Genomic DNA, 26,499 nt, shown 5'->3' with positions numbered 1-26,499 from the left:
CCCGACCCGCTCGCACAGGCCTTCCCGACCACGCCCTTGCAGGCGTTGTCGTCACTGTAACCAGCCGGAGCGATTCGCGAGGCAAGTGGTGCGTCGTGTGAACGACCCCACCACTACGCTGTCGTGGTGGCCGATCTCGGTGGTGCGTTACTCGTGGGCGGAACCAGTAGCGACGCCGGCAAGAGCCTCGTCGTCGCAGGCCTGTGCCGTGCTCTCGCGCGCGACGGCCTCCGGGTCGCGCCGTTCAAGGCGCAGAACATGTCCAACAACTCGGTGGTCACCCTCGACGGCGGGGAGATCGGCCGCGCCCAGGCCCTGCAGGCCTTCGCCTGCGGACTCGAACCCTCCACGCGGTTCAACCCCGTCCTGCTGAAACCCGGCAGCGACCGGCGCTCCCATGTCGTGCTGCGCGGCCGCCCGGCAGGCGACGTCGGCGCCCGGGACTACCTGGCCTGGCGGTCCCGGCTGAGGGAAGTCGTCACCGCGGAGCTCGCCGCGCTCCGCCGCGACTTCGACATCGTGATCTGCGAGGGGGCGGGCTCGGTCGCCGAGATCAACCTTCGTCGCAACGACATCGCCAACATGGGGCTCGCGCAGGCCGCGCGACTCCCGGTTCTGCTGGTCACCGACATCGACCGCGGTGGCTCGCTGGCCTCGCTGTTCGGCACCACCGCGATCCTCGATCCCGCCGACCAGGCGCTGATCGCGGGGTACGTCGTCAACAAGTTCCGGGGCGACCCGACCATCCTCGAACCCGGGCTGGAACAGGTCGAGGCGATCACCGGCCGCCCGACCCTTGGCGTCCTGCCGTTCTGCGACGATCTCTGGCTCGACGCCGAGGACTCCCTGGCCGCACCTGTGGGCCGGCGGGTCGGGCCGCCGACGGACCCGGCCGGCCCGGGGGCGCGGCTCCGCGTCGCCGCGATCCGGTTGCCTCGCATCTCCAATTCCACCGACGTCGAGGCGCTCGCCTGCGAACCGGGGGTCGACGTGACCTGGGTCGACGACCCGGGCAGCGCCGCCGCCGCCGACCTGGTGGTCATCCCCGGAACCCGTGCCACGGTCTCCGACCTCGCCTGGATGCGCGACCGCGGGCTCGCCGAGGCGGTCATCGCCCGTGCGGCCCGGGGCGCCCCGGTGGTAGCCATCTGCGGTGGTTTCCAGATGATGGCTCGCACCATCGACGACGTGATCGAATCCGGCCGCGGCCGCGTCGACGGCCTCGGCGTGTTCGATCTCGACATCTGCTTCGCCGCCGAGAAGACGTTGCGGCAGGTCAGCGGTACCGGCCGCGGGGGAGAGGTGATCAGCGGCTACGAGATCCACCACGGGCGGGTCGTCGGGTCGCGGGAGGACGCCTGGATCGTCGACGACGCCGCGGGACCCGAAGGCGCGGTGCGAGGTGCGGTCCGTGGGACGCACTGGCACGGACTGCTGGCCAACGACGCCTTCCGGCGTCGTCTGCTCACCGAGGTGGCCGCCGAGGCCGGTGTGCGGGACTTCCGGGTCGCGGGCGACACCGTGGTGGAGGCGATCCGGCGGCGTCAGGTCGACACCATGGCAGACCTGGTCGGCGAGCACCTCGACATGGACGCGGTGATGCATCTCATCGAGAACGGGCCGCCCGCCTCCGCGCCGGTCATCCGCCACCACGTGGACCTCAACGCCGGTTCGGCGCAGACGCTATCGTGGCCCAATGACTGAAGATCAGCGTCCGGTGACAGTCAACGGCCTCACCTTCGACGTCCGGATCGGGGGACCGGATCGGGGCCCGTGGGTCCTGCTGCTTCACGGCTTCCCGGTGGACGGTTCCTGCTACGACGCGGTGCTCCCGCGACTCCACGAATCGGGCCTGCGGACGCTGGTCCTGAACCAGCGCGGCTACAGCCCGGGCGCGCGACCCGAGGCTGTCGAGGACTATCACCTCAGCCGCCTGGTGTCGGACGTGATCGCCGTGCTCGACGAACTGAAGATCGGGTACGCGATTCTGGTCGGACACGACTGGGGCGGCATCGTCGCGTGGCATCTGGCGGGCAAGTACCCCGACCGGTTCACCGGTCTGGTGGTCGCGAGCACCGGCCACCCGTCGGCGATGCGGGATGCGCTCGCTGCGAGTGATCAGCGCGAACGGTCCTCCTACATCCTGGATTTCGTCGCCGACGGCGCCGAGGAGACACTTCTCGCCGACGATGGTGCGAAGCTGCGCGCGGCCGGGGTCACCGCCGAGGAACTCGCCCCGCTGCGCGAACCGGGCGCACTCAGGGCCGCTCTGAACTGGTACCGCGCCAACTTCGTCGGCGACATCAAGGGCACCATGGCGTGCCCGCCGGTGGAGATCCCCACGACCCTCGTCTGGAGTGACTCCGACGCCGCGCTCGGTCGTGAGCAGGCAGAGGGCAGCGGCCGATACGCCTACTCCGACTTCCGGTTCTGCGAACTCGCGGGCGTCGACCACTGGATCCCGCAGAACGCTCCCGCCGAACTGGCCAGCGAGATCGCCCTGCGGTCGACGATCTTCTAGATCTGCGCTAGATCTCCAGCCCGAGCAGCGCGTTCTCGAGGACCTCGGGCATCGCCGGGTGGATCCAGTACTGGCCACGGGCGACCTCGAGCGCGGTCTGCCCGAAGGACATCGCCTGGATCACCGGCTGGATCACGGTCGGGGCCTGCGGGCCGATGATGTGCGTGCCGAGGATCTTGCCGGTGCCGCGTTCGGCGATCACCTTGCAGAAGCCGGTGGCGTCCTCCATCGCCCAGCCGTAGGCGACGTCGCCGTAGGCCTGGACCTTGACGGTGATGTCGTACCCGGCGTCGCGGGCCTCGTCCTCGGTCAGCCCGACCGAGGCGATCTGCGGGTGCGTGAAGACGGCTGCCGGGACGAACCGGTGGTCGAACTCCACGAGATCGGGTGCGTCCCAACCCTTGAGCAGGTTGGCCTGCACCACCCGCTCCTCGTGGTTGGCGACGTGCTTGAGCTGGTATGGCGAGCTGACGTCACCGAGCGTCCACACTCCGCGCGCGGCGGTGCGGCCGCGGGTGTCGCAGCGCACCCGGCCCTCCTCGTCGAGTTCGATGCCGACCGAGGAGAGATTGAGGCGGTCGCCGTTGGGTTTCCGGCCGGTGGCGACGAGCAGCACATCGGCTTCGAGGTGCGTGCCGTCGTCGAACCGCAGGCGGACGCCGCCGTCGGCCAGGTCCTCCGCACCGGTGATGCCGGTGTCGAGGTGGACGTCCCACTTCTCCTTCGCCACCTCGGTGAAGCGGTTGGAGATGTCGGCATCCTGCTTGCGCAGCAACGCGGGGCCGCGGGCGATGATCGACACGCGTGAACCGAGAGCGCCGAAGACGTGCGCGAATTCGGCTGCGATGTAGCCGCTTCCGACGATGACGAGCCGTTCGGGCAGTTCCGGCAGACGCATCACGTCGTTGTTGGTGTAGTACGTCACGCCGGAGTCGGCGATGACCGGCGGGATGACCGCGCGGGAGCCGGCGGCCAAGACGACCTCGCGCGCGAGAACCGTTGCGCCGTCGGCGGTGACGAGGCGGTAGAGACCGTCGTCGTCCCGGCCGTCGAACTCGACGTGCGAGCTGTAGACGGTTATGTTCTCGCACCGGTCGACGCGATATTCCTTGCCGCCCTCGGAGATCGGGTCGATCCGCCCGAACACGCGCTCGACGATGCCGGGCCAGTCCACCGAGTCCACCTTGGCGTGCACCCCGAGACGTGCCCCCTGCGTGGCGATCTCGGCGACCTCCGCCGCGTAGACGAACATCTTGGTCGGGATGCAGCCGACGTTGAGGCAGGTGCCGCCATACACGCCTTCCTCGAAGATGGCGATCGTCTTCTCGACGTAGCGCTCGTCGGGGATGGAGTTGCCGCTGCCGGAGCCGATGATGGCCAGGTCGACGACCTGCGTGGCGGTCATAGGGTGCTCTCTTTTCTGCTGGTTTCCGAGGATTCGGTCGCGGGTCGGATGGTGTGGGTGAGCCAGTCGTCGACCTCGCGATACGCATGCTCCCGCGCATGCGGCACGGACAGGAATACGTCGTGGCGGGCATCGGGGATGGGGACGGTCGACACGCGCCCGCCGAGACAGCCGCTCCAGCGGGCGATCTGACGGACGTCGAGGACGACGTCGGCGCGATCGGTCGACGACGAGTAGGTCTTCGCGAAATGGGTCTTGTCCGAACGCAACACGAGTGCCGGTGTGCCGACATCGATACCGCGGTGCAGCCGCCGCTGCCCGTTGCGGACGGCGTTCAGGAACCCGAAGGTGACCGGGAAGCCCCCCATCGGTTTGAGGGCTAGGTCGTAGCTCCACTCACCGTGCGCACTCTCGTGGAGGCTCTCGCCGTAGGCCGAGGAGAGCTCCTGCGGGATCACCCGGGCGGGTTGCACCGCGGCCACCGCCTTGATCAGCATCGTCACCGGCAGCGTCCGCAGCACCGCGTCACCTTGGAGGTCCAGCCACGGGGAGTTGAGCAGCAGGCCGTCGACGAGCCCGTGCCGGGCCGGGTCCTGCTCGCGCAGCCGGTCGAGCCACAGCGCGGTGATCAGGCCGCCCGTCGAGTGCCCGGCGATGATCATGCGGGTGTCCGCACCGACCTCCTCGGCGATCAGCTCGAGCGCGAGGCCGAGTTCCTCGTCGTACCGGGCGAGGTCGGTGGTGAAGTGGGCGGTGTGGTGGCTCTCCCGCGATCGTCCGCATTTCCGCAGGTCGATCGCGTAGAACGCGTAACCGCGGGCGGTGAAGAAATCCGCGAGCGGCTCGTGGAAGAAGTAGTCGGTGAAGCCGTGCACATAGAGCACCGCACCGGCCACGGGACGGGGATCGGCGATGCGCGCGCCCGCCTCGGCGCGCCGGATCAGCGTCGCGGTGACGGGTGATTCCCCGTCCGGATCGTCGCCCAGCGGGATGGTGCGGAGTTGGTAATGGTCCAGGAAGCGGTCGGGTTGCCAGCCGGTGCCTGCGGATACGCTCACAGCAGCCAGCTTAGTGACCCCTCCGCTCGGGCAGGGGGCACAGCGGAAGTGTCACGGATACCACAGTTGAGCAGGTCGATTCTGTGACAGAACGTGCCATGCTGGACAATGGCCGATGAAAAGATCGTTGATGAGCTCGAAGTGGAGTCCAGGTGTCGAAAACGGTGATCAAGACCGACGTGGCTTTGGTGGGTGCAGGCATCATGAGTGCCACCCTGGGAGCTCTTCTCCGTCAGCTGCAGCCTGATTGGTCGATCAGCCTGTTCGAACGGCTCGACGCCGCGGCGGCCGAGAGCAGCGACCCGTGGAACAACGCGGGCACCGGACACTCGGCGCTGTGTGAGCTCAACTACACGCCCCAGACCGCCGACGGCAACGTCGACATCACCAAGGCGCTCAACATCAACGAGCAGTTCCAGGTGTCGCGCCAGTTCTGGGCCCACGCGGTCGACAAGGGCATCCTCGGTGATCCCTCGGAGTTCATCAACCCGATCCCGCACGTCGCCTTCACCCACGGTGACGCCGGCGTGAAGTACCTGCGCAAGCGCTACGACAACCTCGCAGGCCAGACCCTGTTCGAGGGCATGGAGTTCATCGACGACCCCGCCGAGTTCACCAAGCGTCTCCCGCTGATGTCGGCCGGTCGCGACTTCTCCGACCCCGTCGCGCTGAACTGGTTCGACCAGGGCACCGACGTCGACTTCGGTGCGCTGACCCAGCAGCTGCTCAACCACGTCGCGCAGGGCGCCGACATCTACTTCGGTCACTCGGTGACCAACCTGTCCAAGCAGTCCGACGGCAGCTGGATCGTCAAGGTCCGCAATGGCCGCACCGGCGACGTCCTGAAGGTCCACGCGAAGTTCGTCTTCGTCGGTGCCGGCGGCGGTGCGCTGCACCTGCTGCAGAAGTCGGGAATCAAAGAGGCCAAGGGCTTCGGCGGCTTCCCCGTCTCGGGCGAGTTCTTCCGCTGCACCAACCCCGACCTCATCGGTGAGCACCAGGCCAAGGTCTACGGCCAGGCCGCCGTGGGTGCGCCGCCGATGTCGGTGCCGCACCTCGATACCCGTGTGATCAACCACAAGCCGGGTCTGCTGTTCGGCCCGTACGCCGGCTGGTCGCCCAAGTTCCTCAAGTCGGGCAAGATCACGGACCTGCCCGCCTCGATCAAGCCCGGCAACCTGCTGCCGATGGTGTCGATCGCGCCGCAGGAGTTCGGCCTGCTCAAGTACCTCATCAGCGAGCTCGCCGCGAACAAGGCTGACCGCGTCAACACGCTGTCGGAGTTCGTGCCGCGTGCACTCGGCGCCGACTGGGAGCTCATCACCGCCGGTCAGCGCGTCCAGGTCATCCGCAAGACCGGTGTCGGCGGCAAGCTGGAGTTCGGCACGGCCGTCGTGACCTCCGAGGACGGCACCATGTCCGGCCTGCTCGGTGCGTCCCCGGGCGCGTCGACCGCCGTCCCCGCGATGCTCTCGGTGCTCGAGAAGTGCTTCCCGACCGAATACGCCGGCTGGTCGTCGAAGCTCACCGAGATCATCCCGTCGTTCGGTCAGAAGCTCAACGGCAACCGTGACCTGTACCGACAGGTGTGGGACTGGACCAACAAGTCCCTGCGGCTGACCGGTCGCGACGCGAGCACCGTCGAGTCCGGCTCGCTGGCCCCCGCCACCGCGGGGTGATCCCGGGCGGTCATCTGTGCTAACCACGACACATGAGTCCTGAACCGCAGCAAGACCAGCGCCCGCAGGTACACCGGAGTACGGCTGCCGAGATCGACGCGGCCACGCTGTACCGGATCCTGCGGCTCCGGGTCGACGTGTTCGTCGTGGAGCAGGCCTGTCCGTACCCGGAGATCGACGGTCGTGACCTGGAGCCGACGACACGTCAGTTCTGGATCACCGAGAGCGGCGAACCCGACGACGACGCCGTGCTGGCGACCCTTCGACTCCTCGAGGAGCCGCCGGGGTCGGACGGTGGGACCGTGTACCGGATCGGCCGTGCCTGCACGGCACGCGCTCATCGTGGGCGTGGGCTGGTGGCCCGCCTCCTGACGGTCGCGCTCGACGAGATCGGGGACCGTCCGTGCCGGATCGAGGCGCAGGCCTACCTCACCGAGATGTACGGCAAGTTCGGTTTCGTCGCCGAGGGTGACGAGTACCTCGAAGACGGGATCCCGCACGTGTCGATGCTCCGTTCCGGCCCACGATGACCGACCCCTCGGATCCGGGCCCGGTCCGCTACCCCTTCAGTGCGGTTGTCGGACAGGATCAGCTCAAGCTCGCGCTCGTCCTGTCCGCCATCTCGCCGAGCATCGGCGGCGTCCTCATCCGCGGCGAGAAGGGGACGGCCAAGTCCACCATCGTGCGCGGGCTCGGCCCGTTGATCGGCGGCGACGACCGGTCCGGCCGCGTCGTCGAACTGCCGATCGGCGCGACCGAGGACCGCGTGATCGGCTCACTCGACCTCACCTCCGTGCTGCGCGACGGCCGCGCGGAGTTCACCCCCGGAATCCTCGCCCGCGCCCACCGGGGCGTCCTCTACATCGACGAGGTCAACCTGCTCGCCGACCATCTCGTCGACGTCCTGCTCGATGCCGCCGCGAGCGGGCGCGTCACCATCGAGCGTGACGGCGTATCCCACACGCAGGCAGCGGATTTCGTGCTCGTCGGCACCATGAATCCGGAGGAGGGGGAGCTGCGCCCGCAGCTGCTCGACCGCTTCGGGCTCGCGGTCGACGTCGCCGCGGGCAAGGATCTCGACGAACGTGTCGAGGTCGTCCGGCGGCGGATGGCCTTCGACGCCGACCCGGATGGATTCGCGACCGGGTACGCCGAAGCCGAACACGATCTGGCACAGCGGATTCACGCGGCCCGGGACGCGGTGGGCGGGGTCGAGGTCCCGACGCGCGAGCTGCGCCGCATCGCCGGGATCTGCGCCCACCTCGACGTCGACGGACTGCGCGGGGACATCGTCGTCGCGCGCACCGCCGCCGCACACGCGGCCTGGCGGGGGGCCACGACGGTGACCGAGGAGGACGTGCGGGCCGCCGTCGAACTCGCCCTGCCGCACCGCAGGCGCCGCAACCCCTTCGACGAATCCGGTCTCTCGGACGATCAGCTCGACGACGCGATGTCGGCCGGCCAGGACGCCGCCGGTCCCGAGTCGCCCGACGCGCCGGACGACGACCCGACACCACCGGACGGCGGACCGGGTGGGGGCGCGCCGGAGCCGGGGGAGTCCTCGGACCCCTCCGGGCCCTCGAAAGAGGTTGATACGCAGGAGGACTCGGAGGCCCGGTCGCAGCCGGCCCCCGGACCCGCCTTCGGTGCCGCCCCGACGCCGACCGGGCGCCGGGTGCGTGCGCTTCGCGTGACCGGGGTCGGAGACGGCGACCCGGGCCGCCGATCGAAGGCGCGTAGCCGGCGTGGACACACGACGCACGCCGTCGACTTCACCGACGACCGGCCGGTGCACCTGTTTGCCACCGTCCTCGCCGCGGCAGGTCGGTCACCGCAGTCGTCGGTCCGGATCGCCGCACCCGACCTGCGTTCCGCCGAGCGCATCGGGCAGGAATCGAACCTCGTCGTGTTCGTGGTGGACCTGAGCGGATCGATGACCGCCCGCCGCCGGCTGACCGCGGTGGCGGAACTGTGCGTCGAGATGCTGCGGGACTCCTACACGCGTCGCGACCGGGTGGCCGTGATCGTCGCACGCGGAGGTACCGCGACGCTGGCCGTACCGCCCACCAAGTCGGTGGACATCGCGGTGCGCCGCCTCGCCGAGATCCGCACGGGCGGCCGGACGCCACTGGCCGAGGGGCTGGCCCTGGCCGGCGACGTCGTCGAACGTTGTCGCCGCACCGAACCGAACCGCCGGCCGCTCCTCGTGGTCCTCACCGACGGTCGCGCCACCTCCGGCCGGGATGCCCCGGCACGGGCGCGGCTCGCGGCCTCGGCGATCCGCCGCCGGGGCATCGAGTCGGTGGTCGTCGACTGCGAGCAGGGGATGGTCCGGCTCGGCCTCGCCGCCGACCTCGCCGGACACCTCGGCGCCGAGTTGCTGACCATGGACCAGCTGTCCGCGACCGCACTGACCCGCGGCGCGGCCTGACTCCGGCTACGAAGGAGACATCCAGTGCCCCAAGGGGTTCCCGCTTCGGTTCCCGATGACGGCCTGACCACCCGCCAGCGTCGGAACCAGCCCGTGCTGGCCGTCCATACCGGTGACGGCAAGGGGAAGTCCACCGCCGCCTTCGGCATGGCCATGCGTGCCTGGAACGCCGGTATGCGAGTCGCGGTCTTCCAGTTCGTGAAGAGCGCCAAGTGGAAGGTCGGGGAGGAGTCGGCGCTGCTCGCTCTCGGGCAGTGCCACACCGACACCGGTGCGGGCGGCCCGGTGGAGTGGCACAAGATGGGCCAGGGGTGGTCGTGGCTGCGGGCGAACACCGACCACGCTGATGACCACGCCGCCGCGGCACGCGCCGGCTGGGCCGAGATCGCCCGTCGGCTCGACGCAGGCGAACACGACTTCTACGTACTCGACGAGTTCACGTATCCGCTCGACTGGGGCTGGGTCGACACCGACGAGGTCATCGAGACGCTCGCCCGACGCCCCGGACGCCAGCACGTGGTCATCACCGGTCGCCGCGCGCCGCAGAAGCTCGTCGACGCTGCGGATCTCGTCACCGAGATGCGTAAGATCGCCCATCCGATGGACGTCGGCCGCAAGGGACAGAAAGGCATCGAGTGGTGACCGTGCCCGGGACGACACCGGCGGTGGTGATCGCGGCCCCGTCGTCGGGCAGCGGCAAGACGACGGTGACGACCGGACTGATCGGCGCGCTGCGCGCGGCCGGGCATCGGGTGGCGCCGTTCAAGGTGGGTCCGGACTACATCGACCCCGGCTATCACGCTGTCGCCGCCGGGCGTCCCGGCCGCAACCTGGATCCCAACCTGGTGGGCGAGGACCTGATCGCGCCGCTGTTCGCCCACGGCGCCGCAGGGGCCGACATCGCTGTCGTCGAAGGCGTGATGGGCCTGTTCGACGGCCGGATCACCGGCGACGTGCTCGGCAGCGGCTCCGACCCGCTGGGTGTCGGCTCGACCGCACATGTCGCGGCGGTACTCGGTGCGCCCGTCGTGCTGGTCGTCGACGCAGGTGGGCACAGTCAGTCACTCGCCGCGGTGCTACACGGGTTCCTGTCCTACGACTCGTCGGTCCACATCGCCGGCGTCATCCTCAACCGGGTCGGCTCGCCGCGGCACGAGATGGTGCTTCGCCAGGCGTGTACCCGGGTCGGCGTCCCGGTCTTCGGCGTGCTGCGTCGCGACCCGTCGCTGACCGTGCCGTCCCGACACCTCGGACTCATCCCCGCTGCCGAGCGCAGCGCCGACGCGGTCGCCGCCGTCGCGTCGATGACCGATCACCTGCGCGACGCACTCGACCTGCCGGCGATCGTGGCCGCGGCCCGGCAGCGCCGGATCCCCGATGCCGTGCCCTGGTCGGCGGCCGAAGCCCTCGCTCCCTACCTCGACGGCACACCGGCCTCGGCTTCGCGGCCCGTCGTCGCCGTCGCCGGGGGAGCGGCGTTCACCTTCGGCTACGCCGAACACGCCGAGATGCTGGAGGCCGCGGGCGCCGAGGTCGTCGCGTTCGACCCGCTGTGCGACCGGCTCCCGCCGGACACCGCCGGCGTCGTCATCGGCGGCGGCTTCCCGGAGGAGCACGCCGAGGAACTCGGCGCCAACCACGAACTGCGGGCCGACCTGCGTGCACACGCGGCGGCAGGCGGGCCGATCCACGCCGAGTGCGCGGGCCTGGTCTACCTGGCCGATCACCTCGACGACCGCCCGATGAGCGGCGTCCTCGGCATCACCGGCAGCTTCGGACCGAAGCTGACTCTCGGCTACCGCGACGCGGTGGCCGTCGGAGACTCGGTGCTGTTCCGTGCCGGCGAGCGCGTCACCGGACACGAGTTCCACCGCAGCACGGTGAGTGTGGGCGGCGCGACGGCGCCCGCGTGGGCCTGGCGCGACGTCGAGGGCCGGCCCACCACCGACGGCGTCGTCACCGACGCGGTCCATGCGTCGTATCTGCACCTGCACCCGGCAGCCATCCCGGAGCCGCTGTACCGCTTCGTGTCCCGAGTAGGCTCCTCGTCGTGGACGATGCCGACAAACTCCTCGACGCAGGCTCACCCATGACGGCACGCCGACTCCGCGAGACCCTCGACGCGCTGGCGACCCATGGCGCGGACGACCCCGAGCTGCTGCGCCAGCTGCTCGAGGCCGTCCTCGTGGTCGGTCAGGGCGTCGAACTCGACCGTGCCCTGCAGCGCATCGTCGAGGTGGCCGCTGGTCTGGTGGACGCGCAGTACGGTGCGCTGGGCGTGCGCGGTCCCGACGGCGGTCTGAGCGAATTCGTCCACATCGGGATCACCGAGGCGCAGCGGGCGACGATGGGGCACCTGCCGGTCGGCCGCGGCGTGCTGGGTCTGCTGATCGACGACCCGCGACTGCACCGCATCCACGACCTCGGGTCGCATCCGACCTCGGTCGGGTTCCCGCCGAACCACCCGCCGATGCGTACCTTCCTCGGTGCGCCGATCCTGGTGCGCGGGGAGGTTTTCGGCAGTATCTACCTGACCGAGAAGCGCTCGGCCGACGACTTCTCCGAGGTCGACGAGACAGTCGTGGCGGTGCTCGCGGTGGCCGCCGGTATCGCCATCGACAACGCCGGACTCTTCGAACGGGCGCGCACCCGGCACCAGTGGATGCAGGTGCTGGCCCGGCGCGGATCGGAGCCGCTCGCCGGTATCGCACTGTCGGACACCATGTCCCGGATGTGTGTCGACGTCGCCGACCTGGTGGGTGCCGTCGACGTCTTCCTCCTCACCGAACTCGACGGCGAGGTGGAGTTGCGCGGTCACACCGGGGAGCGGATCGAGATCGACAGCTTCACCGCGCCGCATGCGAACGCGCTGACCGTCCTGCGCGCCGGCACCATGGCGCCGGAACTGGTGCGCCGCGGTGCGCGTTGGACGACGGTGCAACCGCTGCAGCGGGCCTCGGGTGCCTTCGGCTGGATGCTCATCACCCACCGCAATCGCCCGTACTGGGACTCCGAGGAGATCGCCGGTCTGGCCGGCGTCGCCGAGATCGCCTCGCTGGCCGTCGTGTACGCCGAACAGCAGCAGATCGCCCGCGACCTCGAGGTGCTCGAGGACCGCCACCGCATCGCGCGCGACCTGCACGACCACGTGATCCAGCGCCTGTTCGCGGTGGGCATGTCGGTGCAGACGCTGCTGGCCGGGTCGACCGACCGCGCCGCCGCCACCGAGCGACTCGAACAGATCATGACCGACCTCGATCGCACGATCGCGCAGATCCGGACGTCGATCTTCGACCTGCAGACGGTCACCGCCGGCGCCGACGGGGCGACCCTGCGGCGGCGGGTCCTCGACATCGTCTCCGAACTGTCCGGGCACGCGTCGATATCGCCGAGCGTCCAGTTCGACGGCCCCGTCGACACCGTGGTGCCGGACACGCTGGGGCCCCACATCGACGCGGTGCTGCGTGAGGGGCTGAGCAATGCGCTGCGGCACGCGCAGGCAGAACACATCGCCGTCGCGGTCCGTGCCGACGACGTGCTGACGGTCGAGATCATCGACGATGGGGTCGGTATCGGCACCGACGTCACCTATCGCGGGCTGGAGAACCTGACCCGCCGGGCCGAGGAATGCGACGGGACGTTCAGCGTCGTGACCCGCCCGCGCGGGAACCGCGAGGAGGGCGGGACCACGCTGACCTGGTCGGTACCCCTGATCGGTTAGTTCCTACCGTCGCGCAGTTTGGTCGCCATCACCGCGACCTGGGTGCGGCGCTGCATGTCCAGCTTGCCGAGGATGCGGGACACGTAGTTCTTGATCGTCTTCTCCGCCAAGAACATCCGCTCGGCGATCTGCCGGTTCGTCAGGCCCTCGCCGATGAGGTTGAACACCTCGCGTTCCTGATGGGTCAGCTCGGCGAGCGGGTCCTTCTCCTCCTGCCTGCCGTCGCGCAGCTTCGCCAGCAGGGCTGCGGTCGACCGGTCGTCGAGCAGCGAACCGCCCTGTCCGACGGTGCGGACCGCGGCCACCAGGTTGTGGCCGAGGATCTGCTTCAGCACGAAGCCCGACGCGCCGGCGAGCACGGCGGCGAGCAGGGCGTCGTCGTCGGCGTAGCTCGTCAGCATCAGGCACTTCACGTCCGGTTCGGCCGCACGGACGTCGCGGCAGAGTTCGACACCGTTGCCGTCGGGCAGCCGGACGTCGAGCACGGCCACATCGGGCTTGGTCGCGAGGATGCCGACGAGGGCCTCACCGACCGATGCCGCCTCGCCGACGACCTCGATGTCGTCTGCGGTGCCGAGGAGGTCGCGGAGTCCGCGTCGGACGAGCTCGTGGTCGTCGACGAGGTAGACGCGAACCGGTTTGAGGGTCGAATCGTCAGCCATGGTCTGAACGTACCGGACCTTCTCAACTGCGAGAACTCACAACGGGGCGTTGTGTCGGCGGCGACAGCGTTCCGGCCACATTCGCGACGTCTGCCCCCATCGAAGCGGGACTTTCTCCCCACGAGCAACACCCGTCCCGGCGCGCACAGTGGTTGTCGACGGATTCTCGATCCGCCTGTCCCACCCGACCTTCGGACCAGGAGAGCACGTGACCACCCTCATCGGACCCCCGGAACTGACCAACAGCGGGATGACCGGATCGGACCTGCTGCGCGAACTGCTACCCGTGTGCGAGACCGAGGTGGAGCGTCACATGCGGATGACCAAGGACTGGCATCCGCACGACTACGTGCCGTGGGACTCCGGTCGTAACTTCGCGATGCTCGGCGGCGTCGACTGGGACCCGGAACAGTCGCAGCTGTCGGAGACCGCCAAGGCGGCGATGATCACCAACCTGCTCACCGAGGACAACCTGCCGTCGTACCACCGGGTCATCGCCGAGAATTTCAGCCTCGACGACGCGTGGGGCTGGTGGGTCGGCCGCTGGACGGCCGAAGAGAACCGCCACTCGGTGGTGATGCGCGACTACCTGGTCGTCACCCGCGGCGTCGACCCGGTCGAGCTCGAAGAGATCCGCATGGCCCACATGACGTCGGGCTTCAACCCGCTGCCCGAGGACGACGGACAGCGCGACCACAGCTTCGACATGCTCTATGCGGTCGCCTATGTCAGCTTCCAGGAGCTCGCCACCCGCGTCTCGCACCGCAACACCGGCAAGGCCTGCGGCGACCCGATCGCCGACCGCATGCTGCAGCGCGTGGCGGCCGACGAGAACCTGCACATGCTCTTCTACCGCAACATCGTCGCCGGCGCCCTGGACCTGGTACCCGACCAGACGATGGCCGCCATCTATGCAATCGTCTCCAACTTCCAGATGCCCGGCGCCACCATGCCGAACTTCCGGCGCAACGCGGTGCTCATCGCCAAGGGCGGCATCTACGACCTGCCGCAGCACATGTCGGAGGTGGTCATGCCGGTGCTGCGCAAGTGGCGCATCTTCGAGCGCGAGGACTTCGGGCCGCTCGGTGAGCACTACCGCGAACAGCTCGCCGCCTTCCTCGAGGACATGAACGTCAAGGTCCAGAAGTTCGAGGCCTCGCGCGAACGTGCCCTGCAGCGCGAGCGGGCCCGGGGTCGCGCATGACGGTCACACAGCCGGCGCGGGTGGACTGCGATCGCGGTTTCGACACGGCGATCTCGATGGCCGAGGCGGCCGCCGACCGGAACCCGGCGTGGTGGAACGAGATCCGCATGGGCGCCGACGACGCGCTCGACGCCGCCTACTGCAGTTCCAAGCTGCTCGGGGCGCTGCTGCAGTCGGCCGCGCACCGTCTCGGCGTGCCGGCCGCCGACGTCTGGGCCCACATCCGCCGTACCGGGGAACTGCCGCTCTAGAACACACCGGAGGGCAGCTGTAGATCACACCGGCGGCCGCCGGGGACGTGGCGGCCGCCCGGTAGTGTTCCGTCCCATGTCTGGTCACTACCTCGTGGGCCTCGACCTCGCGGGCCGCAGGGTGGTCGTCGTGGGCGGCGGTTCCGTCGCACAGCGTCGGCTGCCGAACCTCATCGCGGCCGGAGCCGACGTACACGTCATCGCCATCGATCCGACGCCGGCCGTCGAGTCGTTCCAGGGCATCACCGTGACCCGCCGCGCGTACGCCGACGGCGACCTCGAAGGTGCCTGGTATGTGATGGCCTGCACCGACGACCCGGCGGTCAACGCGGCGGTCGTCGCCGAGGCCGAGCGCCGCCACACCTTCTGCGTGCGCGCCGACGACGCACAGTACGGAACCGCGGTCACCCCGGCATCCGCCCGGCACCGCGACGTCCAGTTCGGAGTCCTCGCCGGTGGCGACCACAAGCTGTCGGCCGCGTTGCGCGCCGCCATCAGCCGCGCGCTGGCGGAGGGCTCGCTGACCGTCGACGACGTCGAGCCGCACGCCCCGGGTGTCGCGCTGGTCGGCGGCGGCCCCGGCGATCCCGACCTCATCACCGTGCGGGGCCAGCGACTCCTCGCCGAGGCCGACGTCGTCGTCGCGGACCGTCTCGCGCCGGCCGAACTGCTCGAATCGCTCGGCCCTCAGGTCGAGATCATCGACGCCGCCAAGGTTCCCTACGGCCGCGCGATGAAGCAGGAGGCCATCAACGACGTCCTCGTGGCGCGCGCCAAGGAGGGCAAGTTCGTCGTCCGGCTCAAGGGCGGCGACCCCTATGTCTACGGTCGCGGCTTCGAGGAGCTGCAGGCCTGCGTCGCCGCCGGTGTGCCGGTCACCGTGGTGCCCGGTATCAGCAGCTCGATCGCCGCACCCGCGTCGGCCGGCATCCCGGTGACCCACCGCGGCGTCACCCACGAGGTGGTCATCGCCTCCGGTCACGTCCCGCCCGGGCACCCCGACTCGCTGATCGACTGGTCGGCGATGGGCAAGCTGCGCGGCACGCTCGTGCTGATGATGGCCGTCGAACGCGTCGACGTCTTCGCCGATGCCCTGCTCGAGGGCGGCCGGCCCGCCGACACCCCGGTCGCCATGATCGAGAACGGATCGCTGCCGACGCAGCGACTGCTGCGCACCGACCTCGCGCATGCCGCCGAGGTCGCCGAGGCCGAGGGGCTGCGACCGCCGGCCATCGTCGTCATCGGCCAGGTGGCCGCGTTCACCGAAGGCGCCTGAACCGCACGATCGGGACATCGAACCAACAGGGATTGGCACATCGGCGCGCTCGGCCGGTACCGTCGTGCCTTATGTCGAATCCCGGATCCGTGCACGCTGGAACTGTGGACACCTCCCAGTTCCGTCCGGTCTTCGGACTGCCGATCCTGGTGCTGTCCGGAATGCAGCTGCTCATGGTGCTCGACGGCACCGTCGCGGCGCTGGCCCTCCCACGGATTCGCGACGCCCTCAGCCTCTCCGAATCGAGCGCCAACTGGGTCATCTCCAGCTACGTCCTGGCCTTCGGCGGACTGATGCTGCTCGGTGGCCGCCTCGGCGACACCTTCGGTCGCAAGCGGATGTTCATCGTCGGTGTCGTGGCCTTCACCCTGACCTCACTCCTGTGCGGTCTCGCGTGGAACGAGGGGAGCCTGATCGTCGGACGAGCACTGCAGGGTGCATCGGCCGCGATCGCCGCCCCGACCGCGATGGCCCTGGTCGCGACCACGTTCGCGCCGGGCAAACCCCGAAGCCAGGCCTTCGCCATCTATGCGGCGATGACCGGCGTCGGCTCGGTCGCCGGGTTGATCCTGGGCGGCGTGCTGACCGAGGTGTCGTGGCGACTCGTGTTCCTCATCAACGTGCCCATCGGCCTGGTCGTCGTGGTCGGTGCGATCATCGCGCTGCGCGAATCGCAGGGTGAGCGCCTGCCGCTCGACGTCCCCGGCGCGGTGCTCGGCACCCTCGGCTGCACCTTGCTGGTGCTCGGTGTCAACGAGGGACCCAACGGCTGGGGTTCGCCCGTCGTCATCGGCTCGTTCGTGCTCGGCGTGCTGGCGCTCATCGCCTTCGTGGTGGTCGAGCGCCGCGCCGCCAACCCGATCCTGCCGTTCTCGCTGTTCGACAACACCTCCCGCGTCGCGGCGCTCGGGGCGATCCTGTTCGCCAGCATGATCATGATGTGCATGGCGGTCTTCATCTCGCTGTATCTGCAGGGAATTCTGAAGTACTCGCCGATCCAGAGCGGTCTCGCCGTCGTGCCCTTCGCCTTCGGACTCGGCATCGCCGCGGCGATCGCGTCGAAGCTGGCGCTGATGATCCAGCCGCGCTGGCTGGTCCTGGTCGGCGGCGCGGTCATCCTCGCCGGCTGCTTCTACGCCTCGTCGATCGCCACGGACGCCCCCGATTACTTCCCGGGCATCTTCCTGCCGGTCATCGTGATCGGCTTCGGTGTGGGCCTGGCCGTCATCCCGCTGACCCTGTCGGTGGTGGCCGGAGTCGGCCCCAACGAGATCGGTCCGCTGACCGCGCTCGCGCAGGTCGCACAGAACCTCGGCGGTGCGGTCGGCCTCGTCGTCGTCGGTGCGATGGTGACGTCGCGGGCGCTGTCCAAGGGTGGCACCACCGCACCCGTCGAGACGATGAACCCGGCTCAGCTGGCCGCCCAGGCGGAGGGCTACGGCCTCGCCTTCGCGTCCTGCGCCGGCATCGCGGTCATCGCCGCGATCGTCGTGCTGTTCATGCGTTTCACCCCGGAACAGGTCGCCGAGGGGCAGGCCGCCCAGGAAGCAGCCGACGCGGGCGTCGAGTGATCAGTCGGTGATGACGACGATCTGGTCGGGTGTGGCGATCTCGACGCGCTGACCGGCGTCGGACAGGACCGCGGCCAGACCGTCGATGTCGCGTACGTTGCGTCGGGTGCGGATTAGTTCGCGCGCCATCAGGCCCTTGTAGTGCTTGTTGAAGTGACTCACGACCTTGCGTGAGCCGTCGGGCTGCTCGGTCATCACCGTCGCGGTGACCGCACCCTTGACCGGGCCGAGCTGCTGGTACACCCCCGAGCGCAGGTCCACGACGAAGTCCTCCACCGCGTCGAGTGCGGGGGACAGCTCCGGCTTCCAGATCGACGCCAGCGTCGGCATGCCGGGCAGCTTCGAACCGCCCGACAGCCGGTAGGCGGGAATCGCGTCGGCCGCACGCACCACACCGAACAGGGCCGAGCCGATGGCCAGGCGTTCGGCGGCCTTGGTCTTGCCCGCCTTGGTGAGCGACGCGTGGTCGAGGGCGTCGTAGAGGACGCCGGTGTATCGCTCGATGGCCGGCCGGGTGGGGGAGAGCCACAGGTCGGCGTTGCGGTCCACCTCGGAGAGCTGGGTGGCGCCCAGGCCGAGTGCCTTGCGGCTCGCGTCGAGGTCGCAGGCGAGGTCGACGATGGCCTCACCGATGCGTTTGCGGACAGGGTTCAGCTCGGGAAACGACAGGGTGTCGAGATCGACGGGAGCCCCGTGCCCACCGTCGGATTTGGTCTCGGAGGGAGGGAGGATGACGAGCACCGGAACACCATAACTAAGCTGGTTTGTCGTGATCACACGCATGTCGACCCTGTTCCTGCGGACCCTGCGCGACGACCCGGCCGATGCCGAGGTGCCCAGCCACAAGTTGCTGGTGAGAGCGGGCTATGTCCGCCGCGTCGCGCCCGGCGTCTACTCCTGGCTCCCGCTGGGTCTGCGCGTGCTCAAGGCCATCGAGAAGGTGGTGCGCGAGGAGATGAACGCGATCGGCGGCCAGGAGATCCTGCTGCCGGCGCTGCTGCCGCGCGAACCGTACGAGGCCACCAACCGCTGGACCGAGTACGGCGACGCCCTGTTCCGCCTCAAGGACCGCAAGGGTGCCGACATGCTCCTCGGACCCACGCACGAGGAGCTCTTCGCGACCCTGGTCAAGGGCGAGTACTCGTCCTACAAGGACATGCCGGTCATCCTGTACCAGATCCAGACCAAGTACCGCGACGAGGAGCGCCCGCGCGCCGGTATCCTCCGCGGCCGCGAGTTCGTGATGAAGGACGCCTACTCCTTCGACCTCGACGACGACGGACTCAAGAAGGCCTACAACCTGCACCGCGAGGCCTACCAGAAGATCTTCGAGCGCCTCGCGATCAAGTACGTCATCGTCTCCGCCACCTCCGGCGCGATGGGCGGCAGCGCCTCCGAGGAGTTTCTCGCCGAGTCCGAGGTCGGCGAGGACACCTTCGTGCGATGCCTGGAGTCGGGTTACGCGGCCAACGTCGAGGCGGTCGTCACGCATGCGCCCGACCCGAAGCCGATCGAGGGGCTGCCCGAGGCGGTCGTGCACGACACCCCGGGCACCGAGACCATCGCGAGCCTGGTCGAGTGGGCCAATGCGAATCTCGACGGTGAGTACACCGCCGCCGACACCCTCAAGAACGTCATGGTGAAGTTGCATGCACCGGGTGACGATCCCGAGATCGTCGGCGTCGGTGTCCCCGGCGACCGCGAGGTGGACTTCAAGCGTCTCGAGGCCTCTGTCTCGCCGGCCGAGGTCGAGCTGCTCAGCGACGAGGACTTCACCGCCAACCCGTTCCTGGTGAAGGGGTACATCGGTCCGAAGGCCTTGCAGGCCAACGGTGTCCGCTACCTCGTCGACCCCCGCGTGGTCGACGGGACGTCGTGGATCACCGGCGCCGACGAGCCCGGCCGCCACACGTTCGGTTTGGTCGCCGGCCGTGACTTCACCCCGGACGGCACGATCGAGGCCGCCGAGGTCCGCGACGGCGACCCGTCGCCGGACGGTGCGGGAAAGCTGGTGAGCGCCAAGGGTATCGAGATCGGCCACATCTTCCAGCTCGGCCAGAAGTACACCGACGCCTTCGAGGTCGACGTGCTCGGCGAGAACGGCAAGCCGGTGCGGTTGACCCAGGGCTCCTACGGTGTCGGTGTGTCGCGCCTGGTGGCGGTCATCGCCGAGCAGTCGCACGACGACAAGGGGCTGCGCTGGCCGAAGGCCGTGGCGCCCTTCGCCGTTCACCTCGTCATCGCCAACAAGGACGAGGCCGCGATCGCCGGTGCCGAGCAGCTCGCCGCTGATCTCGACGCCGCCGGACTCGAGGTGCTCCTCGACGACCGCAAGGCCTCGCCCGGCGTCAAGTTCAAGGATGCCGAGCTCCTCGGCATGCCGACGGTCGTGGTCGTCGGACGCGGTTACGCCAACGGCACCATCGAGATCCGCGACCGGTTCACCGGTGAGGCCGCCGAGGTGGCGGTCGACGGCGCGGTGGACGCGATCGTCGCCGCGGTGCGCGGCTGATCGAGCCGATCCGGGTCCGGCTCAGCCGGAGACGGGAGACCCCGGGAACGCGACCGTGACCGGGGTTTCCTGTAGCAGTGCACGCCAGGTGGCGGCACGGACCGCGGAGTCCGTCAAGCCGTCGACGCCGATCCGTCGCCCCGGCTCGTCGTCGGCCTGCTCGAGCAACGCCCGGTATGCGGTGGTGCAATCGACCTCGGCGGCGAGTGCTGCCCGGGCGGCGGTTTCGGGGTCGGTGACCTCCACCGGGAGCGTGTAACCGGCAGCGGCCAGCGGCGGTGTGCCGCCGGCGGCGGTGACGGCCCGGTCGATCTCGTCCCGGCGGGCGCGGTGCTCGGCGGCGTAGTCGCCGACCATGCGGCGGCGCGCGGCCGCGACGAATGCGGTGATCACCCCGTAGGTGAAGATCGCGGCGTTCTCGGCGTCGGCGGCGACGACGAGCGGATCGTCGGTGTCGGCCACCGGGGAGGGGACGGGGCTGGTCATGCCAGTTGCACCTCTCGCATCGAGGTCACGGCGGCCGCGACCGATCCGGCCAGGCCGGCCGGGTATCCGGACAGGGAGATCGCCACATCACGCGCCTCGCCGGAGGACTGCTCGAGTCCGGCGCGCAGGCCCACCAGGGTCGGCGGCCCGGCCGGTGCCGGTGCAGCCGAAGGGGCCGGTTCGTCGATGGTGGCCGCGACGTCCTGGTCCAGGCGGATGATCTCCTCACGCAGCGCTCGGGCGTGCTCGGCGCGCTGATCTGCGACGACGGCGAGGGCTGCGGCATATCGGGGTTCGGCGCCGGCGAGTGATCGGGCGCTCTTCTCGTCGGCGAGGGCACTGCGCACGAGCGGTATCAGCCGTTCGGCGGTGATGGTCTCCTCCGACGGTCCGGTGCTGCAGCCCGACACGCCGACCGCGCCCAGGCCGGCCACCGCGACCCCTGCCACGAGTCCTCCGCGCAGCACGGTGCGCCGATCCAATGTGGTCACGCGACACATGATGCCAGCCGCGGAACGAAGGTGGTCGGGGCATGCCTCGGGATCCACTAGGATGTGTCGGAGCAACTTCGTGCGAGACCTTGCACGGCCCGACAACTGAAGACGAGGAGAGTGGCATGCCGATCAGCCCGCCGCAGGTGAGTGAACTCGTCGAAAAGCTTGTCGTAGAGCAAGGTTTCGACCTCGAAGACGTCATCGTCAACCGACGCGACGGCCAGGACGAACTGACGATCGTCGTCGACCGCGACGGCGGCAGCGATCTCGACGTCCTCGCCGATCTGTCCAACCGGATCTCCGAGGTCCTCGACGCGGTTCCCGAACTCGCCGACGAGGACCCCTATGTCCTCGAGGTGACCTCGCCCGGCGTCGATCGTCCCCTGACCCTCCCGCGGCACTGGCGTCGCAACACCGGACGCCGCGTCGCCATCGACGTCGCCCCGAACGAGGGGAGCGAGGAGCGGACCCTCGCCGGCCGCATCGGCAAGCTCGACGAGACGAACGTCGAGATCGTGATGAACCACCGCGGACGGATCGCGGTGGAGACCATCCCGCTCGAGGCCGTGACGAGAGCCGTGGTGCAGGTCGACTTCTCGCAGCCGAGTGTCGCCGAACTCGAACTCTGCGGCCTCGACGCCGACGAGATCGAGCGCCGCCGGACGCGCGACCGCACGCAACCGAACAACTGAACAACCGAAGAACTGAACAGCAGTGACAAGTGAACAGCGGCGACAAGTGAATAGGAGCCAGACCCCATGAACATCGACATCGGCGCACTGCGCATGATCGAGGCCGACAAGGGCATCTCGATCGAGACGGTCATCACCGCCATCGAGACCGCCCTGCTGACCGCCTACCGTCACACCGACGGCTTCGCGCCGCATGCGCGTGTCGACATCAACCGCAAATCCGGTGCAGTTCGCGTGATGGCGCAGGAAGTCGACCAGAACGGTGACGTCGTCCACGAGTGGGACGACACCCCCGAGGGCTTCGGCCGGATCGCGGCCACCACCGCGCGCCAGGTCATCCTGCAGCGCCTCCGCGATGCCGAGAACGAGAAGAACTTCGGCGACCTGGTGGCGCACGAAGGCGAGATCGTAGGCGGCGTGGTGCAGCAGGACTCCCGCGCCAACGCCCGCGGCATGGTCGTGGTGCAGATCGGCAGCGATGCCAACAGCACCGAGGGCGTCATCCCGCCCGCCGAGCAGGTACCCGGCGAGGTCTACACCCACGGCGACCGCATCAAGTGCTACGTCGTCGGCGTCAGCCGCGGCCCCCGCGGACCGCAGATCACGCTGTCGCGTACCCACCCGAACCTGGTCCGCAAGCTGTTCTCGCTCGAGGTGCCCGAGATCGAGGACGGCTCGGTCGAGATCGTCGCGGTCGCCCGCGAGGCCGGTCACCGGTCCAAGATCGCCGTGCACACCGGTGTCGCCGGGCTCAACGCCAAGGGCGCCTGCATCGGCCCGATGGGCCAGCGTGTGCGCAACGTCATGAGCGAACTGGCGGGCGAGAAGATCGACATCATCGACTTCGACTCCGATCCCGGTGTGTTCGTCGGGAATGCGCTGTCCCCGGCGAAGGTTGTATCGGTCACCGTGGTCGACGCGGCCGCGAAGGCGGCCCGGGTCGTGGTACCGGATTATCAGCTCTCCCTAGCCATCGGCAAGGAGGGGCAGAACGCTCGTCTGGCCGCCCGGCTGACCGGTTGGCGGATCGACATCCGCTCCGACGCAGCCCCCGCGGTCGAGGGGGGAGCCGAGTGACACGAGTGACAGCCGATTGTTCGCAACCCACCCGGTCGCGCTAGACTGATCGATGGTTCAGCGATCCGCCCCCCGCACGTCAACCAATCACAGGCCGGTAAGGATGTGTATCGGTTGCCGGCAACGGGCAGAGGCCACCGAGTTGGTTCGTGTCGTCACGCAACAGCGTGGTGATATCCCAGTGCTCGTGGCCGATCCCGCGAAGACCATGCCGGGACGTGGCGCTTGGTTGCATGCGAGGGCGGAGTGCATCTCCGTCGCGACGCGACGCAGGGCCTTCGCCGCGGCACTCCGGACCCCCGGTCTGACCGCGGACCCGGACGATCTCGCCGAACAGCTCGGCGTGATCACCCACTAAAGATGGCTCCCCGGAGCCGGAACAGGTTGCAGAAGACATGAGCACACCGTGAAGTCCCCACGATGAGCATGTACCGGACATAAATCGAGGCCGTAGCGGGTTAGCCGCTTGGCCTCCAGCAAAGGAGAGCAGTGGCAGGCAAAGCCCGCGTGCACGAACTGGCCAAGGAGCTCGGTGTTACGAGCAAGCAGGTGCTCGAGCGCCTGAAGGAACAGGGCGAGTTCGTCAAATCGGCGTCGTCGACGGTAGAGGCCCCCGTGGCCCGTCGACTGCGTGAATCATTCCCCGGCAAGGACGGGGGAGCCAAGGACGGCGGATCGTCGTCGGCACCCGGTCCTCGCCAGTCGGCCAAGCCCGGACCGAAGCCGTCCGGTGCGCCGAAGCCCGGTGCCGCCCCGGCAGCGCCGGCCGAGCATCCCGCCCCGGGACCCCAGACCAGCGCGCCCCAGTCGGGCGCACCCAAGCCGGGCGGCCCGAAGCCGGGTCCCGCCCCGGTCGAGACCCCCGCACCGGCGGCCGCGCGTCCCAGCACGGCCCCGACCCCCGGTGCACCCAAGCCCGCGGCCCCGGCACCTCAGGCGCCGGCACCCGCCGCACCTCAGGCACCCGCCGCGTCGGCAGCACCCACGCCGCCGACCAAGGCCCCGGGTCCTCGCCCCGGTCCCAAGCCCGGCCCGCGTGCCCCGCGTGTCGGCAACAACCCGTACTCCTCGGCTCCGGCTCCCGCGCCGCGTCCGGCGGCTCGCCCCGGCGGCCCCGGTCAGGGCGGTCCGCGTCCCGGCGGTGGCCGTCCCGGTGCCGCCGGACAGGGTGGTCCGCGTCCCGGCGGCGGCCGTCCGGCTCCCGGTCAGGGCGGTCCCCGTCCCAACCCGGGCAACATGCCCCCTCGTCCCAGCCCCGGTGCGATGCCCTCGCGCGCGGCTCGTCCTGACGCCCGTCCGGGTGGTCGTGGCGGAGCCGGCGCCGGCGGTGGTCGCGGCGGAGGCGGCGGTGGTTACCGCGGCGGCCCCGGTGGCGGCGGCGGTGCACCCGGTGCACCCGCAGGTGGTGGCTTCCGCGGCCGTCCCGGCGGCGGTGGCGGCGGAGGACGCGGTCGCGGTGGAGCCGCGGGTGCGTTCGGACGTCCCGGTGGCGCTCCCCGCAGGGGCCGCAAGTCGAAGCGCGCAAAACGCGCCGAATACGAGAACATGCAGGCTCCGGCCGTCGGTGGCGTCAGGCTTCCGCGCGGCAACGGCGAGGTCATCCGTCTCGCCCGTGGTGCCTCGCTGTCGGACTTCGCCGACAAGATCGACGCCAACCCGGCATCGCTGGTCCAGGCGCTGTTCAACCTCGGCGAGATGGTGACGGCGACCGAGTCGGTCAACGACGAGACGCTCGAGCTGCTCGGCTCGGAGATGAACTACCGCGTCCAGGTCGTCAGCCCGGAGGACGAGGACCGCGAGCTGCTCGACAGCTTCGACCTCACCTACGGCGAGGACGAGGGCGGCGAGGAAGATCTCGCGCAGCGTCCGCCGGTGGTCACCGTCATGGGCCACGTCGATCACGGTAAGACCCGACTGCTCGACACGATCCGTAAGGCGAACGTCCGCGAGGGCGAGGCCGGCGGCATCACGCAGCACATCGGTGCCTACCAGGTGAACACCCACCTCAACGGTGAGGATCGCCTGATCACCTTCATCGACACCCCGGGTCACGAGGCGTTCACCGCCATGCGTGCACGTGGTGCCAAGGCCACCGACATCGCGATCCTCGTGGTCGCGGCCGACGACGGCGTCATGCCGCAGACGGTGGAGGCGGTCAACCACGCGCAGGCAGCAGACGTGCCGATCGTGGTCGCGGTGAACAAGATCGACAAGGAAGGCGCCGATCCGCAGAAGATCCGCGGACAGCTGACCGAGTACGGCCTGATCCCCGAGGAGTACGGCGGCGACGCCATGTTCGTCGACATCTCGGCCAAGCAGGGCGAGAACATCGACGCACTGCTCGAGGCCGTGCTGCTCACCGCGGACGCATCGCTCGACCTGCGTGCCAACCCGGACATGGACGCCCAGGGTGTCGCCATCGAGGCGCACCTCGACCGTGGCCGCGGCCCGGTGGCGACCGTGCTGGTCCAGCGCGGAACGCTCCGCGTCGGCGACTCGATCGTCGCCGGTGACGCCTACGGTCGTGTCCGTCGCATGGTCGACGAGCACGGCGAGGACGTGGCCGAGGCACTGCCTTCGCGTCCGGTCCAGGTCATCGGTTTCACCTCTGTCCCCGGTGCAGGCGACAACCTGCTCGTGGTCGAGGAGGACCGCATCGCCCGGCAGATCGCCGACCGTCGCAACGCGCGTAAGCGCAATGCGCTGGCCGCGCGCAGCCGCAAGCGGATCAGCCTGGAAGACCTGGATTCGGCTCTCAAGGAGACCAGCCAGCTCAACCTCATCCTCAAGGGTGACAACAGCGGTACGGTCGAGGCCCTCGAAGAGGCCCTGCTGGGCATCGAGATGGGCGACGAGGTGTCGCTGCGGATCATCGACCGCGGTGTCGGTGGCGTCACCGAGACCAACGTCAACCTGGCGGCGGCCTCGGATGCGATCATCATCGGCTTCAACGTCCGCGCGGAGGGCAAGGCCACCGAGCTGGCCAACCGCGAGGGCGTCGACATCCGGTACTACTCGGTGATCTACCAGGCCATCGACGAGATCGAGAGCGCGCTCAAGGGCATGCTCAAGCCGATCTACGAAGAGGTGGAGCTCGGCCGCGCCGAGATCCGCGCCATCTTCAAGTCGTCGAAGGTCGGCAACATCGCCGGTTGTCTCGTGCAGTCGGGCATCATGCGTCGCAACGCCAAGGCCCGCCTGCTGCGCGACAACGTCGTGGTCGCCGAGAACCTCACCGTGTCGTCGCTCAAGCGCGAGAAGGACGATGCCACCGAGGTTCGCGAAGGCTACGAATGTGGTCTCACGCTGACGTACTCCGACATCAAGGTTGGCGACGTGATCGAGACGTACGAGCTGCAGGAGAAGCCGCGCGACTGATGCGCGTGCGCTTCTGAGCTCTCTCGACCCACGCCCGTGCGCGTCGGCCCGACACCGGGCCGGCGCGCACGGCACCGCTCA

Annotated in this window: 23 protein-coding genes; 17 read left to right on the top strand and 6 right to left on the bottom strand. The window is 69.5% G+C overall.

Annotated elements, in window-relative coordinates; all coding sequences use genetic code 11:
* Window positions 1-123: 123 nt before the first annotated feature.
* Window positions 124-1,704 carry a cobyric acid synthase gene (locus OK17_RS02155; RefSeq protein ID WP_461416540.1) on the top strand — a complete coding sequence of 527 codons (1,581 nt, stop codon included), beginning with the start codon at window positions 124-126 and terminating at the stop codon, window positions 1,702-1,704.
* 13 nt (window positions 1,705-1,717) lie between these two features.
* Window positions 1,718-2,521, top strand: coding sequence for an alpha/beta fold hydrolase (locus OK17_RS02150; protein ID WP_461416611.1), 804 nt, complete (start codon window positions 1,718-1,720; stop codon window positions 2,519-2,521).
* 7 nt (window positions 2,522-2,528) lie between these two features.
* On the opposite strand, the gene mtr is transcribed toward OK17_RS02150, so the two are convergent.
* The gene (mtr, locus tag OK17_RS02145) at window positions 2,529-3,926 is read right to left on the bottom strand and encodes a mycothione reductase (RefSeq protein WP_461416539.1); all 1,398 of its coding nucleotides are present in this window, start codon (window positions 3,924-3,926) and stop codon (window positions 2,529-2,531) included.
* Window positions 3,923-4,984: an alpha/beta hydrolase gene (locus OK17_RS02140; RefSeq protein ID WP_461416538.1), complete on the bottom strand. Its 1,062-nt coding sequence runs from the start codon at window positions 4,982-4,984 to the stop codon at window positions 3,923-3,925. The genes mtr and OK17_RS02140 overlap by 4 nt, the downstream gene beginning before the upstream one ends.
* Before the next feature lie 152 nt (window positions 4,985-5,136).
* Here OK17_RS02140 and mqo point away from each other — a divergent pair, with 152 nt between their 5' ends.
* From mqo to OK17_RS02110, 6 genes are read left to right on the top strand one after another with little or no spacing between them, the layout of a single operon-like run.
* A complete protein-coding gene (gene mqo, locus OK17_RS02135; RefSeq protein WP_461416537.1) occupies window positions 5,137-6,663 on the top strand; it encodes a malate dehydrogenase (quinone) in 1,527 nt (508 codons plus the stop codon).
* A 32-nt stretch (window positions 6,664-6,695) separates the two neighbouring features.
* Complete coding sequence (locus OK17_RS02130; protein WP_461416536.1) at window positions 6,696-7,193, top strand: GNAT family N-acetyltransferase; 498 nt, start codon at window positions 6,696-6,698, stop codon at window positions 7,191-7,193.
* Window positions 7,190-9,094, top strand: coding sequence for a VWA domain-containing protein (locus OK17_RS02125; protein ID WP_461416535.1), 1,905 nt, complete (start codon window positions 7,190-7,192; stop codon window positions 9,092-9,094). The genes OK17_RS02130 and OK17_RS02125 overlap by 4 nt, the downstream gene beginning before the upstream one ends.
* Before the next feature lie 24 nt (window positions 9,095-9,118).
* Window positions 9,119-9,736: a cob(I)yrinic acid a,c-diamide adenosyltransferase gene (gene cobO, locus OK17_RS02120; protein ID WP_461416534.1), complete on the top strand. Its 618-nt coding sequence runs from the start codon at window positions 9,119-9,121 to the stop codon at window positions 9,734-9,736.
* The gene (locus OK17_RS02115) at window positions 9,730-11,187 is read left to right on the top strand and encodes a cobyrinate a,c-diamide synthase (RefSeq protein ID WP_461416533.1); all 1,458 of its coding nucleotides are present in this window, start codon (window positions 9,730-9,732) and stop codon (window positions 11,185-11,187) included. Before cobO ends, OK17_RS02115 begins: the two co-directional genes overlap by 7 nt.
* Window positions 11,184-12,815, top strand: a complete 1,632-nt coding sequence (locus OK17_RS02110; protein WP_461416610.1) for a GAF domain-containing sensor histidine kinase — start codon at window positions 11,184-11,186, stop codon at window positions 12,813-12,815. Before OK17_RS02115 ends, OK17_RS02110 begins: the two co-directional genes overlap by 4 nt.
* Here the strand turns inward: OK17_RS02110 and OK17_RS02105 are convergent.
* On the bottom strand, window positions 12,812-13,477 hold the full coding sequence (locus OK17_RS02105) for a response regulator (protein WP_461416532.1): 666 nt from the start codon (window positions 13,475-13,477) through the stop codon (window positions 12,812-12,814). The genes OK17_RS02110 and OK17_RS02105 overlap by 4 nt on opposite strands.
* Before the next feature lie 208 nt (window positions 13,478-13,685).
* Here OK17_RS02105 and OK17_RS02100 point away from each other — a divergent pair, with 208 nt between their 5' ends.
* From OK17_RS02100 to OK17_RS02085, 4 genes are all read left to right on the top strand, one after another.
* Complete coding sequence (locus tag OK17_RS02100) at window positions 13,686-14,681, top strand: acyl-ACP desaturase (RefSeq protein WP_461416531.1); 996 nt, start codon at window positions 13,686-13,688, stop codon at window positions 14,679-14,681.
* Window positions 14,678-14,932 (top strand): hypothetical protein, encoded by a 255-nt coding sequence (locus OK17_RS02095; protein WP_461416530.1) that lies wholly within the window; start codon window positions 14,678-14,680, stop codon window positions 14,930-14,932. Before OK17_RS02100 ends, OK17_RS02095 begins: the two co-directional genes overlap by 4 nt.
* 76 nt (window positions 14,933-15,008) lie before the next feature.
* The gene (gene cobA, locus OK17_RS02090; RefSeq protein ID WP_461416529.1) at window positions 15,009-16,208 is read left to right on the top strand and encodes a uroporphyrinogen-III C-methyltransferase; all 1,200 of its coding nucleotides are present in this window, start codon (window positions 15,009-15,011) and stop codon (window positions 16,206-16,208) included.
* A gap of 71 nt (window positions 16,209-16,279) precedes the next feature.
* Window positions 16,280-17,779, top strand: a complete 1,500-nt coding sequence (locus OK17_RS02085; RefSeq protein ID WP_461416528.1) for a DHA2 family efflux MFS transporter permease subunit — start codon at window positions 16,280-16,282, stop codon at window positions 17,777-17,779.
* On the opposite strand, the gene yaaA is transcribed toward OK17_RS02085, so the two are convergent.
* On the bottom strand, window positions 17,780-18,562 hold the full coding sequence (gene yaaA, locus OK17_RS02080) for a peroxide stress protein YaaA (protein WP_461416527.1): 783 nt from the start codon (window positions 18,560-18,562) through the stop codon (window positions 17,780-17,782).
* Here yaaA and OK17_RS02075 point away from each other — a divergent pair.
* Complete coding sequence (locus OK17_RS02075) at window positions 18,561-20,291, top strand: proline--tRNA ligase (RefSeq protein WP_461416609.1); 1,731 nt, start codon at window positions 18,561-18,563, stop codon at window positions 20,289-20,291. The genes yaaA and OK17_RS02075 overlap by 2 nt on opposite strands.
* A 21-nt stretch (window positions 20,292-20,312) precedes the next feature.
* On the opposite strand, the gene OK17_RS02070 is transcribed toward OK17_RS02075, so the two are convergent.
* Both OK17_RS02070 and OK17_RS02065 read right to left on the bottom strand, forming a co-directional pair.
* On the bottom strand, window positions 20,313-20,777 hold the full coding sequence (locus tag OK17_RS02070) for a ferritin-like domain-containing protein (protein WP_461416526.1): 465 nt from the start codon (window positions 20,775-20,777) through the stop codon (window positions 20,313-20,315).
* Window positions 20,774-21,277 (bottom strand): hypothetical protein, encoded by a 504-nt coding sequence (locus tag OK17_RS02065; protein WP_461416525.1) that lies wholly within the window; start codon window positions 21,275-21,277, stop codon window positions 20,774-20,776. Before OK17_RS02065 ends, OK17_RS02070 begins: the two co-directional genes overlap by 4 nt.
* 116 nt (window positions 21,278-21,393) lie before the next feature.
* On the opposite strand from OK17_RS02065, the gene rimP reads away from it, so the two are divergent.
* From rimP to infB, 4 genes are all read left to right on the top strand, one after another.
* Complete coding sequence (gene rimP / locus OK17_RS02060; protein ID WP_461416524.1) at window positions 21,394-21,963, top strand: ribosome maturation factor RimP; 570 nt, start codon at window positions 21,394-21,396, stop codon at window positions 21,961-21,963.
* Window positions 21,964-22,029: 66 nt separating this feature from the next.
* On the top strand, window positions 22,030-23,040 hold the full coding sequence (gene nusA / locus OK17_RS02055; protein WP_461416523.1) for a transcription termination factor NusA: 1,011 nt from the start codon (window positions 22,030-22,032) through the stop codon (window positions 23,038-23,040).
* 52 nt (window positions 23,041-23,092) lie between these two features.
* The gene (locus OK17_RS02050) at window positions 23,093-23,398 is read left to right on the top strand and encodes a YlxR family protein (protein ID WP_307827302.1); all 306 of its coding nucleotides are present in this window, start codon (window positions 23,093-23,095) and stop codon (window positions 23,396-23,398) included.
* Between the two features lie 131 nt (window positions 23,399-23,529).
* Window positions 23,530-26,418: a translation initiation factor IF-2 gene (gene infB / locus OK17_RS02045; protein ID WP_461416522.1), complete on the top strand. Its 2,889-nt coding sequence runs from the start codon at window positions 23,530-23,532 to the stop codon at window positions 26,416-26,418.
* Window positions 26,419-26,499: the final 81 nt, after the last annotated feature.

The sequence above is a fragment of the Gordonia sp. GN26 genome (assembly GCF_054823965.1).
The sequence above is the reverse complement of the archived record's forward strand: the minus strand, read 5'-3'. Positions and strand labels throughout refer to the sequence as shown.